Annotated in this window: 16 protein-coding genes; 8 read left to right on the top strand and 8 right to left on the bottom strand. The window is 34.9% G+C overall.

Translation table 11 applies throughout. The features are described 5' to 3' along the window. Positions 1–9 precede the first annotated feature (9 nt). Both KUV80_RS18870 and KUV80_RS00260 read right to left on the bottom strand, forming a co-directional pair. Positions 10–210 (bottom strand): restriction endonuclease, encoded by a 201-nt coding sequence (locus KUV80_RS18870; protein WP_222462210.1) that lies wholly within the window; start codon positions 208–210, stop codon positions 10–12. Positions 211–237: 27 nt separating this feature from the next. After that, the gene (locus tag KUV80_RS00260) at positions 238–555 is read right to left on the bottom strand and encodes a hypothetical protein (protein ID WP_222460698.1); all 318 of its coding nucleotides are present in this window, start codon (positions 553–555) and stop codon (positions 238–240) included. 270 nt (positions 556–825) lie between these two features. Between KUV80_RS00260 and KUV80_RS00255 the strand changes: the two genes are divergently transcribed. Next, on the top strand, positions 826–1,170 hold the full coding sequence (locus KUV80_RS00255; protein WP_222460697.1) for a hypothetical protein: 345 nt from the start codon (positions 826–828) through the stop codon (positions 1,168–1,170). 200 nt (positions 1,171–1,370) lie between these two features. Here the strand turns inward: KUV80_RS00255 and KUV80_RS00250 are convergent, their stop codons facing one another. Genes KUV80_RS00250 through KUV80_RS00240 form a run of 3 tightly spaced genes read right to left on the bottom strand, consistent with a single transcriptional unit; the run spans position 1,371 to position 4,399 of the window. Continuing rightward, positions 1,371–1,820, bottom strand: coding sequence for a hypothetical protein (locus KUV80_RS00250; protein ID WP_222460696.1), 450 nt, complete (start codon positions 1,818–1,820; stop codon positions 1,371–1,373). Beyond that, on the bottom strand, positions 1,810–2,418 hold the full coding sequence (locus KUV80_RS00245; RefSeq protein WP_222460695.1) for an ABC transporter ATP-binding protein: 609 nt from the start codon (positions 2,416–2,418) through the stop codon (positions 1,810–1,812). The genes KUV80_RS00250 and KUV80_RS00245 overlap by 11 nt, the downstream gene beginning before the upstream one ends. 1 nt (position 2,419) lies before the next feature. Next, the gene (locus KUV80_RS00240) at positions 2,420–4,399 is read right to left on the bottom strand and encodes a hypothetical protein (protein ID WP_222460694.1); all 1,980 of its coding nucleotides are present in this window, start codon (positions 4,397–4,399) and stop codon (positions 2,420–2,422) included. A 797-nt stretch (positions 4,400–5,196) separates the two neighbouring features. On the opposite strand from KUV80_RS00240, the gene KUV80_RS00235 reads away from it, so the two are divergent. The 7 genes from KUV80_RS00235 to KUV80_RS00205 are packed head-to-tail and all read left to right on the top strand — an operon-like array spanning position 5,197 to position 11,569. Then, positions 5,197–6,291 carry an ABC transporter substrate-binding protein gene (locus KUV80_RS00235; RefSeq protein ID WP_222460693.1) on the top strand — a complete coding sequence of 365 codons (1,095 nt, stop codon included), beginning with the start codon at positions 5,197–5,199 and terminating at the stop codon, positions 6,289–6,291. Next, complete coding sequence (locus KUV80_RS00230) at positions 6,281–7,105, top strand: alkaline phosphatase family protein (RefSeq protein WP_222460692.1); 825 nt, start codon at positions 6,281–6,283, stop codon at positions 7,103–7,105. Before KUV80_RS00235 ends, KUV80_RS00230 begins: the two co-directional genes overlap by 11 nt. Positions 7,106–7,128: 23 nt before the next feature. Continuing rightward, on the top strand, positions 7,129–7,977 hold the full coding sequence (locus KUV80_RS00225; protein WP_222460691.1) for an ABC transporter permease: 849 nt from the start codon (positions 7,129–7,131) through the stop codon (positions 7,975–7,977). Next, positions 7,974–8,777 carry an ABC transporter permease gene (locus KUV80_RS00220; RefSeq protein ID WP_222460690.1) on the top strand — a complete coding sequence of 268 codons (804 nt, stop codon included), beginning with the start codon at positions 7,974–7,976 and terminating at the stop codon, positions 8,775–8,777. The genes KUV80_RS00225 and KUV80_RS00220 overlap by 4 nt, the downstream gene beginning before the upstream one ends. Then, positions 8,774–9,781, top strand: coding sequence for an ABC transporter ATP-binding protein (locus KUV80_RS00215; RefSeq protein WP_222460689.1), 1,008 nt, complete (start codon positions 8,774–8,776; stop codon positions 9,779–9,781). Before KUV80_RS00220 ends, KUV80_RS00215 begins: the two co-directional genes overlap by 4 nt. Further along, on the top strand, positions 9,778–10,581 hold the full coding sequence (locus KUV80_RS00210) for a DeoR/GlpR family DNA-binding transcription regulator (protein WP_222460688.1): 804 nt from the start codon (positions 9,778–9,780) through the stop codon (positions 10,579–10,581). Before KUV80_RS00215 ends, KUV80_RS00210 begins: the two co-directional genes overlap by 4 nt. After that, the gene (locus tag KUV80_RS00205) at positions 10,571–11,569 is read left to right on the top strand and encodes a histidinol phosphate phosphatase domain-containing protein (protein WP_222460687.1); all 999 of its coding nucleotides are present in this window, start codon (positions 10,571–10,573) and stop codon (positions 11,567–11,569) included. Before KUV80_RS00210 ends, KUV80_RS00205 begins: the two co-directional genes overlap by 11 nt. A gap of 226 nt (positions 11,570–11,795) precedes the next feature. On the opposite strand, the gene KUV80_RS00200 is transcribed toward KUV80_RS00205, so the two are convergent. The 3 genes from KUV80_RS00200 to KUV80_RS18810 are packed head-to-tail and all read right to left on the bottom strand — an operon-like array spanning position 11,796 to position 14,061. Further along, complete coding sequence (locus KUV80_RS00200; protein WP_338083455.1) at positions 11,796–12,326, bottom strand: YndM family protein; 531 nt, start codon at positions 12,324–12,326, stop codon at positions 11,796–11,798. 20 nt (positions 12,327–12,346) lie between these two features. Then, on the bottom strand, positions 12,347–13,945 hold the full coding sequence (locus tag KUV80_RS00195) for a sodium:solute symporter family protein (protein WP_222460686.1): 1,599 nt from the start codon (positions 13,943–13,945) through the stop codon (positions 12,347–12,349). Next, positions 13,942–14,061: a symporter small accessory protein gene (locus KUV80_RS18810; RefSeq protein WP_338083454.1), complete on the bottom strand. Its 120-nt coding sequence runs from the start codon at positions 14,059–14,061 to the stop codon at positions 13,942–13,944. The genes KUV80_RS00195 and KUV80_RS18810 overlap by 4 nt, the downstream gene beginning before the upstream one ends. Positions 14,062–14,312: the final 251 nt, after the last annotated feature.

Below are 14,312 nucleotides of genomic sequence, written 5' to 3'. Positions count from 1 at the left end.
ACTAACGGCTTATATAAAGGCGTAGCTCGGGTCTTTCCCATCAGATCCATATTTCTTACATTTAACATATATAATAAATGGATTACCCATAACTTCATGTTTGACAATTATATCTCTACTACCATCTCTTGTTGCAGGTGTTAGTTTAACATCATATCCTTTTGCTTTAAAAAATTCAGCTACAACTTCTTCAAATTCTCTTGGTAATATTTGATAGACATAAAGAGGATTCTTTTTTTATTCAAATAATATTTGAATAACTTTCGGTAACTCCTCTTCAACTATTTCATAATCGAAATAGTATTCAAAGTCAACAGAAACAGAAGGTTTTTGGAGATATGTACCTCCTGAAATTTCAAAATCGCTATAATTTAATGCACCGATTGGATATTCCCAGCTATTAATTTTTAAATCAATTTCATTAAAGCATTCTGGACATTTAATGGTTGCATAAAATAAATAACTAATCTCAGATCCCATATTTCTTTCATAAGAATCAGTTTCACAATCAAAATTATCATTAGCTATTTTTAAATTTATTTTTACAATTTTCACAACAGTATGAAAATCATAATTTTAAAAAAGCAAAAGCGTTGGAGGTACCAGTGGAACAGTTATTAAGCTAACTAATCTGATAGAAAGGTAGAGAGTATTACAATATCCAAAAAAGAGAAGCGTTTTATTCTTGTGTAAAGAAGAATGAGACAAAAGTAGGGTTTTACTTTCATAACATGACTTTCGGCTTGTTTATACCAATAATTAGATATTTTAATGGCATATTTTGTATTTATGTGTAACAATTGTAAATAGAAGGAGGTGATATATATGAAGAAAATGAAATCTGTAGTGGCGGCGTGTGTTCTTGCAATGTCGTTTGGTACATCAGCACATGCAACAACTGAATCAACGAACTCATCTACATTAGGAAAAAGTTTCAGTTCTGCATGGTCTAAAACGGTTACCAATACATCAACAAAGACTTTTAAAGTTGGCTATAATACATCTTGGATTAATGAGGATTATACACATACGTACCATAAGAACAACTCTCATACAGCTTATGTTAAAAATACCGGTTCTGCACAGACTCTAAAAGGTAGTTCTGGTAGTTATGCAAAAGCTGAAATTCAGCATCACTCTGGTACAGTTTACTATAGCTTTACGTACTAAGTTTTATTAGACGTAGAGTGGTTACATACCAAGTGTTATCTAACCCGCATCTAAATTCCGGGGTAGAAATTAAGTCAAAAAAACCAAGTTCTAATCGAACTTGGTTTTTTTAGTTTAATAGTTTACTATAACTTTAATCCTTGAAATAACTTTTGGAGCTGTTATATAGTTGCAGCTATGTATATCTACACTAACTCCGCTTATAATTCCGTATTCCATTCTTTTTTTACAACAGATTTTAGTACATCAATAGCATCTTGATTCTGTTTAAGAATTTCTTGATACTCTTTATCAGCTGTTTCAAAATTACCATCTACTTCAATTTCATACGATCTTTCAGCTTCATCATCTGTTACTATTATTCCAGATTTTATATTTCCCCCATAGAGAGGTACCCAAATAATTAAGTCTACCTTATCTTTCGTGTTAGTGACAGAAAGATTGGTGTATGATTGGAATAATGGAGCCTCATATACACACAGAATCATATTAGTATCATTTTTGCAATAATCACCCAATGCATTCTTTTCAAAACCCTCAGCATAATTTTTCTTTATTTTGCCATTGGCATACGTATGAATAGTAAAATAAGAACCAAATACAACTACAAATACAGCGATTATGCCAAGAATAACTCTTTTATAATTCAATCTTATTTCCTCCCAGCTTTTTTAGCTTTTCATCATGTGTGACCATTAATATGGTCTTTCCTGATTCATTTAACTCTTTGATATGCTTCATAATAATGCTAGCGTTATAGCTGTCTAAACTTCCTGTTGGTTCATCCGCCAAAATTATGCTGCATTTTTTCATTAAAAGTCTCGCGATGGCAATTCTCTGTTGTTCACCACCGGACAAGGTGAATACCTTTCTTTTCTCGTAACCGCTTAAACCAACTTTGTCCAAAACCGATGCAACCGTTACATCATTACGATATTTTTTATCGATCATAAGTATATTTTCTTCAACAGTCTTGTATTCTACTAAAGCGAAGTTTTGAAAAAGAAACCCCATTTTTTCTCTGTATAATTTAATAATGTCATTATTAACAGATAAATCTAGGTTATCTACCATTATTTTTCCAGAGTCAACCGGTTCTATTCCACCTATCATATTTAATAGTGTTGTTTTACCACTTCCACTCTTACCGCTAAATACTACAAAATCACCCTGCTTTATAGAACAGGAGAAATTGTTGAATATGGCATGCTCATCAAAACTTTTAGAAATATTATCAATTTGTATCAATTTAAATACCGCCTTTTAATACACGTGGTATACTAATTTTTTCGTATCTGTTTATGAACAATAATAGAATGACACAGATATTGATAAACACAATTAGACTAGCAATAGCTACATATAATAAAGAAAAATTATAAAATAATAATTTTCCTGCCAGAGCAGTAGAAACACCTATAATAAAAGCACTAATTAACAATCTAAATAACCCTTTGTATCTTCTTAACAGAGTTTTCCCGAATATCTTATCAATCGCTATCTCAACTGCTCTTGAATTAAAGTCCATCTTTAAAATTGCAGACAAGGAAATATTAAACAATATCATGATGGTTACACTTAAAATAATATTGATTATTAGTACTAAGATTTTTTCAGCTTGTTTTTCCTTGTACAGATTTTTAATATTATTTTTATAAAACACTTCGTTCTGATATCCGATACTTTCTATAAAGTTATTAAAGTCACTTTCTTTATTAAATTTAACTAATGAATTAAATACATAACCGCTTAATTTTTCACTGGGCAACACACTATGAGTATCCAAGATAATGATCGGGTTTTTCTTGTAATTATCCGCTAAATTTGCCATATTGATATCATGTACCAATAATGTATAAGACTCTTGAATTGTAATTGTTTCAAACATTTCATTGTCTTTATTTAGGAGGAAATCCACTTCATCACTACTTGTTTCATCGTAAATACCATTCTTTTTCAATTCATCCTTTGAATATCTAGAAATTATATAAAATGTGTCCTTTTTGAGATTATCAACCTTAACACCTAATTCATCAAGATCCTTTTTTGCATGTTTATTTAAATACACGATTGATTCTTCGGTGTTCACCATACTTGATGCGATCCCACCATTGTTAGAAAAATCAAAAGATAGGTAAATATGAAATCTATTGAGATTCTCATTGTAAAATTTAACTGCATACTCTTCATCTGTATCCATATTTGTTTCTTTAGTATGTTCTTTAAAAAAGAATAAAACATTATCGTAATTATAAAACTTTTCCCAACTATCTTTTTGATTAATAGTTAGTATTGAATCGTGCATGGTTTTAAAATTGAATGTCAAAATCAGGATTGACATTATGGAAATAATCAATAATACAAAAAAAGCGAATAATTTGTAGCCTGCGGTGTAATAGCTTCTAACGAATGTTTTTTTTACATCTAATTTGAAAAGTAGAAGATAAAGGCTATTTGAGCAAAGTATGATTAATAGGATTGTTAAAACCGAAATGTTTATGAATTTATAGGATTCTGTTATTGTCATTCCAACTATTAATCCTATAATTGCTGCCCATAAAATGGTAATTGAATTTATAACTATTAATGGCATAACTACATTTTTTTTATCAGTGCCATTTAGGTATCTAATTAAAGCTTCTTTTTTATAGTTACTAACTTCAAAAAATGTAAAAATTAATATGATTAAAAAAATGAATATCCAAGCTGCAGCAATCATAAATGGAGCGTCGTTTGAATAGCCATTGTCGAAAGGTTTGCTCATTCCATATTTGTCATTGGTGACAGACCGTAATTTTTCTACATTTGCATTGGTACCAAAGACATAATAGCTTTTTTCGTTTATATCAATAATTTCTTGAAGGGGCTTAAATACAATTTTCCTTTTACCACTTACTAATGAACTGAATTTGGAGTTATCTTTTTTCGTTAGTATTCTGTTTTTAAAAAAATCTTTGTTATTGGGTGAAGCATAGACGGTATATGTAGCAGAGTTCTTTGAAGTAACATCAGAAGAAATAACATAAATTTTCAAATCAAAATCCTTACTGTATTTCTCCAAGTCACGAACATACTCTTGTTTTAATTTCTTATTCTTTACATCTGTTTGATATTTAAAATCACTTTCAAAAACCTTTCCATCTATATAATAAATATATGCGTCCCCAATAATTGTGAAAACAATTAAAAAAAGGAAAGAAAAAAAGGTAAGCTTCTTTTTGTTAATCATATTTACTCCTTGAACTCGAATAGTAATCTGTTACGGAAAAAGCGGTAAAATAGTATATAACTTGTTATTAAAAATGATTTTCATATTATCAACAGTTACTTTATTTTTTTATTGCCCATAGGTTCCTTTTCTTAATAACAGATCACATAATGGGAAACCAATGGAAAGAATATTTTTATTTCTAAGTAACAAATACTTAAACTGACAATGACACCTTATGAAAGATTACGGATATAAGAGAACCCTGGAATTGATATTTTAATCATGCACCCCTTTTCCACTTCCACATTTTCCATTATATTACTTTCACCTATTCCTTGATATGCTTTTTTACAAAAAACAACAAAATTTGAGCAAATAGACCTTCTCAAAAACCCATGCTAGGCATAAGTAACTACAGATTCTTCATCCATCCCTCTTCGATAGAATAATTTTTCTTCAAACTTATACCATCCATTATATTTTTTCCTTCTGTAAAACGAACTTTATATCTTTTCTTAACCCCACAATTCTGAGACCAGCTTCTCTTAGATGCTCAGGTATTGTTATGGTACAAAAAATGTCCATTGTTTCTCACTTGTACAATAATTATCCCCTGAATTCGCAACTCTCTTTGATACTCATTTCTATCATAATTTCTTTCATGTTAATCCATACTATCTTGTAGATTTACAATTTTGTTATACAAATTTACAAAATCTAAATTTCTTATTTATTTTGCTTTTACGTTTGTTTTATAGAATAAAAACAAGAAAAGAAAGGCAAAACAAATACAAAAACAACATGGAGGGTTTCAATTGAAACTAAACTACTTTGTAAAAACATCGATAGCCGGTTTGCTATCCATCTCATTATTAGCTGGATGCGGTCAAGATAATAACCAAGAGAACAATGAAGGAAATAATCAGAATTTAAGTCTTGAACAGATTACAGAAAACGCGAAAAAAGAAGGTCAAGTAGACAGTTTAGGGATGCCTGATTCATGGGCTAACTGGATAGAAACATGGAAAGACATCAAAACAAAGTATGGCATTAACCATAAGGATACGGACATGTCCAGCGCTGAGGAATTGGCAAAATTCCAGTCTGCCGGTGAGGACGGACCAGATATTGGTGATGTAGGATTATCCTTTGGTCCACTCGCAAAAGAAAAAGGACTTACACAACCATACAAAACAACAACATGGGATGATATACCGAATTGGGCGAAAGATAAAGATGGCCATTGGGCTGCAAGCTACCAAGGTTCGATTTCGTTTATTACGGATAAAAATCGTGTAAAAAACCCTCCAAAATCTTGGGCAGATATTGAAAAAGGCAATTACAAGGTAGCTGTTGGAGACGTCATGAAGGCAAATCAGGCACAATTTGCTGTTCTTGCCGCTGCAATGGCAAATGGAGGAGACGAAAACGATATCAATCCAGGAATAAAATATTTTGCTAAGCTCGCGAAAGATAACCGACTTTCTGTTTCTGATGTTACAGTTGCAAACTTAGAAAAAGGAGAAGTTGATGTTGCTATACTTTGGGATTTCAACTCACTTGGTTATCGTGATCAAATCAATAAAGAACGTTTTGAAGTAACGATTCCACAAGATGCATCCGTTGTAAGTGGATACACTTCAATCATCAATAAAAACGCAAAACACCCTAATGCAGCAAAATTAACAAGAGAGTTTATTTTATCAGATGAAGGACAAGCAAACCTTGCGCGAGGATATGCACGTCCAATTCGTGAAAATGTTGAAATCCCTGCAGATGCTAAGAGTAAACTGCTTCCAGAAGACATGTACAAAAATGCAAAGCCTGTAAAAGACATGAAAAAATGGGATGAAACGATGAAATCTCTACCACAGATGTGGCAAGAAGAGGTTTTGATTAATGTCAAATAAATTAGCTTTTATTATGTTAGATGGACTTCAATACAAAACGTCTGTCGAGCAAATGGGCTATTTAGGACATCTTGCAGAAGAAAAAATTGCAGCTCGTTATCTTGTGAAATCTGAAGTGCCCAGTATGTCAAGACCTCTCTATGAGGTCTTGCTTACGGGTACACTGCCTCATAAAAATGGCATCCTATCGAATCAAACTGTTCGTTTATCAAAAGAAGAAAGTCTTTTTCATTTAACGAAGAAGCACGGATTGACCAATGCAACAGCATCTTATTATTGGGTAAGTGAACTTTATAACAAAGCACCTTTTGAGCATTTTATCGATCGTTATCAGCATGATCCTACAAAACCTATTCAACATGGCATTTTTTATTCAGAAGATCATTATCCAGACTCTCACTTGTTTGCGGACGCACATTATCTAATGGAAGCTTATCAACCTGATTTTTTATACGTCCACTCAATGAATATCGATGATATCGGTCATAAGTACACAGCCAATTCTAAAGAGTATAGAGGTTCAGCCATTCGAGCGGACATCATTTTAGCAAATATTTTACCTTTATGGATGGAAAAAGGGTATCAAATTATTATTACTGCCGATCATGGCATGAATGATGACGGTGATCATGGTGGTACGTTAGATGACGTTAGAGATGTTCCTCTCTTCGTTATTTCCGATAAAGTTATCCCTAATAACTACGATACTGTGGTGAGACAGTTACATTTGGCACCACTAGCTTGTCACTTGTTAGGGATTCCCCCATCCAAAGAGATGATTAGCCTAAGCCTTCCTGGTTTAGTGAATAAGTAAGCTAATAAAGGTGGTTAAGACAGATGAAGAAAAAAACAAATGGATTCTTATGGCTATCAGCAACACCTTTTTTTGTTTTAATAATAGGCTTTTTATTCCTTCCGTTCATAGCGATGATCACCTCAAGCTTTAGAAAAACTGGTGAAACCAGTTTTTCTATAGCAAATTATACTGAAGTTTTTTCTAATAAATTTTATTTACAAGCGATAGGAAACTCCTTGTTAATCTCATTTTTAGCTAGTTTAATCGGTATTCTTGTTGCCGTTTTTGTAGCTTATTCGATTACAAAATTTTCGTCAAAAGGGCAAGAGCGACTATTACTGCTTGCCAATATGACTTCAAACTTTGCAGGTGTACCTTTAGCTTTTGCCTATATTGTCCTTTTAGGGACAAGCGGATTATTTACGATTTTGTTTAACGAGCTAAACATAGGCATCTTTCAAGGATTTAATCTGTATTCCTGGTTTGGACTAGTCATCATCTATATTTATTTTCAAATTCCACTTGCGATTATGCTTCTTTATCCTATTTATCTTGGCATCGAAAAAAAATGGAAAGAAGCAGCGACACTATTAGGAGCTTCCCCCATGCAATTTTGGATGAAAATCGGCATTCCATTCATCATGCCTGGAATTGCCGGGACCTTCAGTATCCTTTTTGCAAATGCCATGGGAGCTTATGCGACTGCATACGCCCTTGTAGGAAGTAACTTTAACCTCCTTCCTATACGTATTGGTGCCTTAATATCAGGTGATATATTTGCCCAACCTGAGCTTGGGAGTGCTTTGGCAGTATTCTTAGGTGTATCAATGACTGTTGCTCTTTTGATTAATGAATGGTTAATGCGTCTGGTCAGGAGGGATCTTGCATGAGAGAAAATAAACGTGTGCATCAAATAATCGTTACTATTACGTTGTTGTACTTATTTATTCCATTAGCTGCGACGTTTCTTTATTCCCTTTCAACTACGTGGAACAAGACTATCCTTCCAGAAGGATTAACTCTGAAATGGTTTTCAGAATTATTTCAAGACCCTCGTTTTATAGACGCGCTGATGCGAACTATTCAGCTTACAGTAGGAACTATGGTAGTATCCATTTTAATTATGGTACCTGCTATATTTGCCATTACCGTATATGCACCAAGGTTTGAAAAATGGCTTCAGACCATCGTCCTTTTTCCTTATGCTATGCCAGGGGTTGTAGCAGCAGTTGGTCTATTAAGTATCTATTCAAAAAGTGGCTTGTCTATGGTTCTTGTACTTGGTGGCTCTTACTTCGTTCTTATTCTTCCCTTTATGTATCAAGGTGTACGCAACAGTTTAAGAACAGTAAATGCGAAAACGCTCGTAGAAGCAGCTGAATTGTTAGGTGCATCTCGAAGTACAGCATTTTGGAAAGTTATTGTCCCAAATATCACACCTGGAATCATCGTTAGTTCCCTCTTATCCTTTTCTGTATTGTTTGGTGAATTTGTTCTAGCCAACATCTTAGTCGGAGGGAACTTTGAAACGATACAGATCTATTTATACCGACGTCTAAGAGAATCCGGACATTTATCGAGCGCAATCGTCGTCTCGTACTTCTTATTGCTGCTCGTATTAAGCTGGATTATGGTTAGTTTAAGTCGTAGAGGAACCTTGAAATTGAAGAAAAAGGAGCCAACTGTATGAGCTTTTTAACAATTGATAATCTATCGCTGTCATTTGGTGATGTAAAAGTTTTGAATGAACTCTCCTTATCGATTAAAAAAGGAGAACTCGTTACCTTACTCGGTCCAAGTGGGTGTGGAAAATCTACTCTCCTACGTTCAATTGCAGGTTTAGTTGAAGCTGATAACGGGACAATTGTCATTGATGAAAAAGAGGTGACACATATTAACCCAAAAGACCGGGAAGTAGGAATGGTTTTTCAATCATATGCTCTTTTTCCAAACATGACAGTTGAAGAAAACATTAGCTTTGGTTTAAAAATGAAAAAAATGAGCAATTCCGAGATTCAACAAAAAGTTCAATCCATGATTCAACTTGTAGGCTTAAACGGAAAAGAGCGTTCTTATCCGCGCGAATTATCAGGTGGGCAACAGCAGAGAGCAGCATTAGGAAGAGCACTTGTCGTTGAACCCAAAGTGCTGCTATTAGATGAACCCCTAAGTGCACTGGATGCACAAATTCGTGCCCGACTTCAGACTCAAATTAGAGAAATTCAACAAAAATTAGGGATAACGATGGTTTTTGTAACTCATGACCAAGAAGAAGCTATGGCCATTTCTGATCGCATTTTTCTAATGAATAATGGTGAGATTGCGCAGAGCGGTTCGCCTGTAGAAATCTACACACGTCCAAACAGCGAGTTCGTAGCAAGGTTTATGGGACATTATAACGTACTAAATACAGAAGAACTTCAACAAATTTTGGGATTAGACCACGGTTTAGAAGGCGATTTATTTGGAATTCGCCCGGAAGCTTTTTCAGAAGTAAGTACACATGATGATGAACTCAAGGTAACCGGTGAAGTACAACAAGTCTCATTACTTGGTAACATCGTACGCTATCAGTTAAAGACGGGTACTCAATACTTTTTCGCTGAACACCTGCATAGAAGCCACGAATACACAAAAAGTGGAGATATAAAAACACTCTACCTTTCGAAAAAGGATGTGATTCCACTCACATGAATTTGGTTTCTGAGAATAGACGGATGCAGATTATGAGCCAACTTGAGACAAACGGAAAAATCTTTGTTACACAACTAGCAGAAAGCTTTCACGTAACACCTGAAACAATCAGAAGAGACCTTGATGAATTAGAGCAACAGGGATCTTTAAAACGGGTACATGGTGGCGCGATTAAAATATCAAGCAAACATTTTGAACCACCTTTTGTAAAAAGGCAGAGTACGAATGCTATTGCAAAGAAAAAAATTGGGCAAAAAGCTGCTTCCACTATAGATGATGGCGACACCATTGTACTTGATGCAGGTACGACAACTTTAGAACTTGCAAAAGCCATTGAGGGACGAAAACAACTTACCGTATTAACAAACTCGATCGCTGCGGCGAATGTCCTTAATGACTCTCTTTATACCAGACGATTTGAAGGAAGTGTGATCTTAATCGGTGGAACCTTAAATTTCTCTCAGCAATCCATTTCAGGTTCCATGGCGTTAGCGTTTTTAGGACAATATCGGGTTGATAAGGCTTATATCTCATGTGGAGGAGTATCAACAGATGTTGTCACAGACTACGACGTTGAAGAAGCACAAATATCAAAAAAAATGGTCGAAAGCGCTCAAACCAATTATTTATTAGCAGATCACTCGAAGTTTGACAAACATTCCTTTTCTGTCATAGCTCCTTTAGAAAAGTTTCAGCATATCATTTCAGATGTTCCATACATGGATAAATGGAATACGAGCATCGACGATAAAAAGATCAACTGGATTTTTGCAAAGGAGATGGTAACCATTGAAGGTTGATTATCATTTACATCTCGAAGAAGGACCATACTCATTTCGATGGTTAGATCGTACCAATCAAGCATTAAATCATTTTCATCCACTAGATGAAAAACCTCATACGATTGAATGGATAAAAAAGTCTGAGATCAGGATTAGCAACAGACTGAATAAGGGTTGTTATTCAGAAGAATGGCTAGATCTCTACCTACAAGAATCCCTCACGAAAGGGATTAAAGAGGTCGGAATCGTAGATCACCTTTACCGGTTCCATGAGACAAGATCCTATTACGAAAAATATATGGATGTCACTTCGTCTGACTTAGGTGCCCTTCAACAAAAATGGCTTGATCAAGTGATGACTGAATCCATTTTTGATTTTGTAGAGACAATCAATAAAGCAAAAGAACGATGGCAAAAAAAAGGTGTTGTACTTCGTCTAGGGATTGAGAGTGATTATTTTCCCGGTTGTGAAGAAGATCTTAAGAAACTGTTATCAATGGTTGAATGGGATTATATTATCGGTTCGGTCCATTTCTTAAAGGGATGGGGTTTTGATAATCCTGAAACACAAGATCGCTTTGAATCCATGGATCTTCTTAAAACGTATGAAGATTTTTTTGAGGTAGTAGAGATGGCGATCAGGAGTGAACTCTTCGACTTTGTTGCACATTTAGATAATTTAAAGGTCTTCAACCATCGACCAGACGAGAAAGAATTATTCCCTCTCTATCAAAAGATTGCAAAAGCTTTAGTACAAACAGATACTGCGACAGAAATCAACGCTGGTCTCTTTTACAGATACCCTGTTCAAGAAATGTGTCCAAGTCCCATGTTTTTATCTGTCCTAGCCGATCATGGTGTGGTTTTCACGTTGTCCTCTGATTCACATTTTCCAGATGATTTAGGAAAACATGTTTCAGACAACTTGCTAACATTAAAAAAACTTGGCTATACAGAGCTTGTTACATTTAATAAAAGAAAAAGAGTCATGAAACCCATTCAGTAACATAAAAAACCTGGACAACGTTAAACACATATGTCTGCTTTAGTGACCTATTTACCAACTTTAATCACTTCATTGTAAGAAATATGGTAAGTAATGACGCCAACCCCTATTTTCGTATAATTAGAAGGAAAAACCCTACAATTGCTCTGTAGGGTTTTTTCTTGTAAGATTTATTTCATTTTTGTAAGATTTATTATTACGTGTTTCCTCTGAGGATCAAGGTTTTTTATTTCTTCTTTCTCCCTTTAAATTCATGTTCTTCAGCAATTTCTGTTGCATATCGTAGGCTAGGTCTAAACCTTCTATGTTGTCTTCTTTCTTTTTTCAGGGCAGGCATCTTTTTCAATAGGTATTCATGCACAAAGACTTCTGTTGCTGTAATAATTCCAGCAGAAATGACACTTCCCCATGCGATTTGAAGATAACCATTCAAAAGAATTGACCCAAAAATCCACACGATCAGGTACGCTATAATAAACTCTGCAATCAATGTATTTCTTTTGCCGATTCGTGATAAAAGAATACGGTCTGCAACGAAATAGGTGATAAGAGTGGTTGTGACACCAAATGAGAGGATATCACTGATGGTTGCATCAAAAAATAAATCCAATCCGATCCAAAAAGCGATTAAACTTATTATTAATTTTAAGGCGATTACTTTTACTTGATTAAAAATTTTAAAAACCTCCTTTATCTGTTCATAGTTTGTAACAAATAAAGAGGGTTCATACTTCAGAAGAACAAAACAATCTCCCACATTCAGCGGGAGATCGTTCTTTAATCTGAAACAGCTGGCACGATATCTATATTCTTATTCTGTTTTTGGATCGTGCTACTTTTGTCAAAAAGACTAACGACTATGAATACCGCTGTAGAAAGTGGTAGAGCATAAAAGAGCGGATCAATATGTGTCCATGGGAATGGAAGTAAAGTGATCTTCCCAAATAACGTTTCTGAAAGACCGATGGCAGCTGCTTCTTTTAGATGAAAAAACAAAAAACCAATAATACTCGCTGAAAATCCGACAATCATACTTGATTTTGCAGCTGTTTTCGTTGCTCTCTTCCAATACAGAGCTCCGATTAATGCTGGCAAAAATCCTGCTGCACAAATACCAAACCAAAAAGCGGTGGCTTGCGCAATAATTCCGGCTGGTAGAAGATACGCCAAAATTACAGCAGCAATAACTCCAATCAGGACCCCGATTCGAGAAGGGCTTAATTTTGATCCTAACAATGTGTTTACACCTAGTGTTTTTAAAATATCCTGTCCAAAAGCAGTAGCCTGAACATGAATTAATGAACTGATCGTTGAAATCGTTGCAGAAAGGAGCGTTAAAGTAAATAAATAGATAAACCATTCAGGCATTATCCTGTTAATGAAAATCGGTATGATCAAATCAATATTTCCTTTTGCTACACTTAATGAAATTTCACCCGTGCTGTTATAGAAATATAAGTTACTAAGAGGACCGATTACAAATGCAGCACCTGTCATGAAAAAAATGAAAATTCCTCCTACAAGAACTGAACGATATAGTGCCCTGTCATCCTTAACTGTCATACATCTCATAGCTAGCTGTGGCTGTGCCAGTACTCCGACACCCACTCCCATAATGATCGTACTGACGATTGTCCACCATAGCGGTGAACCAAACGAAGGCATACTCGTCCACCCTTGATGTCCTTGGTCAACAAGCGCTTGGGGAACAAGTGCTTTCATCGCACTTAATCCACTGTGCCCTTCCGTAATACCTCCAACCGCTTGATAAGTAACAAATAAGAAAATAGCCATGCCAATTAGCATAATGACTGCACCAAATGCATCCGTGTACATGACCGCTTTGATGCCGCCCGTTATGACATATATGGCGATAATGGCTGCCAAAATGACAAGGGCAAGATTAAAGTTCATGGACATGGACTCTTGTAAAAATCTCCCTCCGCCAATAAGGACAATGCTTGTATAAGCTGGCATTAGTATAAATATCATTGCGCCGGAAAACACCGTAATGAATTTCGAGTCGTACCTTTTGCCTAAAAGAGTTGGAAATGTAGTGGCATTTAAGTCCAAAGACAGCTTTCTAATTTTTGTACCAAATATCGCAAATGCTACAAAAATACCTAGTACAATATTTAAAAAGGCAAGCCATAGCAAACTTAAGCCATGTACAGCAGACACTCCTCCAAAACCTACGATTGCTGACGTACTGATAAAAGTTGCTCCGTACGAAAGAGCCATAATAGCAGGATGAATATTACGTCCTCCTACTAAATAATCCGATTCTGTTACCGTTTTTTTGTAGCCGTAATAGGCCAGCCAAGACATGATACCCATATAAACGATTAGGACTGGAATCAAAATTGAAAAATTCACTTCGGATCATTGCCTCCTTTATTCCACATAACCCCACCGAACACAACACATCCTACTGCTGAAATCACGGTTGCAATCCATACAAAAGTAATGACACCATCTTCCATTCCAAGCATAACGTTCCCCTCCTATAATACCGACTTAATAACATTGGCAGATTATGTACACAACATCGGAGATAATTGTTAACGCTTACATAAAGTTGTTTTTCACTCTCCGTCTTTATTATTCACCCCTCTTCTTTTGTTTATCTGAATTCTTAATGTGTAGATTTCTGCTTTTGAAGGAATATCCCTTTTAAATTTTTTTCACTTCTTCAGATCGTCTTGTAATAGTATGGAAATATTTCTGTAATATTTGAAACCTT

The sequence above is a fragment of the Fictibacillus nanhaiensis genome (assembly GCF_019801215.1).
GTDB lineage: Bacteria > Bacillota > Bacilli > Bacillales > Fictibacillaceae > Fictibacillus > Fictibacillus nanhaiensis_C.
The sequence above is the reverse complement of the archived record's forward strand: the minus strand, read 5'-3'. Positions and strand labels throughout refer to the sequence as shown.

What these genes read in the sequence shown, in the direction of transcription:
- KUV80_RS00230 (WP_222460692.1), top strand. Translation starts at nt 6,281, where the DNA reads ATGTCAAATAAATTAGCTTTTATTATGTTAGATGGACTTCAATACAAA.
- KUV80_RS00210 (WP_222460688.1), top strand. Translation starts at nt 9,778, where the DNA reads ATGAATTTGGTTTCTGAGAATAGACGGATGCAGATTATGAGCCAACTT.
- KUV80_RS00225 (WP_222460691.1), top strand. Translation starts at nt 7,129, where the DNA reads ATGAAGAAAAAAACAAATGGATTCTTATGGCTATCAGCAACACCTTTT.
- KUV80_RS00215 (WP_222460689.1), top strand. Translation starts at nt 8,774, where the DNA reads ATGAGCTTTTTAACAATTGATAATCTATCGCTGTCATTTGGTGATGTA.
- KUV80_RS00220 (WP_222460690.1), top strand. Translation starts at nt 7,974, where the DNA reads ATGAGAGAAAATAAACGTGTGCATCAAATAATCGTTACTATTACGTTG.
- KUV80_RS18810 (WP_338083454.1), bottom strand. Translation starts at nt 14,061, where the DNA reads ATGCTTGGAATGGAAGATGGTGTCATTACTTTTGTATGGATTGCAACC.
- KUV80_RS00240 (WP_222460694.1), bottom strand. Translation starts at nt 4,399, where the DNA reads ATGATTAACAAAAAGAAGCTTACCTTTTTTTCTTTCCTTTTTTTAATT.
- KUV80_RS00255 (WP_222460697.1), top strand. Translation starts at nt 826, where the DNA reads ATGAAGAAAATGAAATCTGTAGTGGCGGCGTGTGTTCTTGCAATGTCG.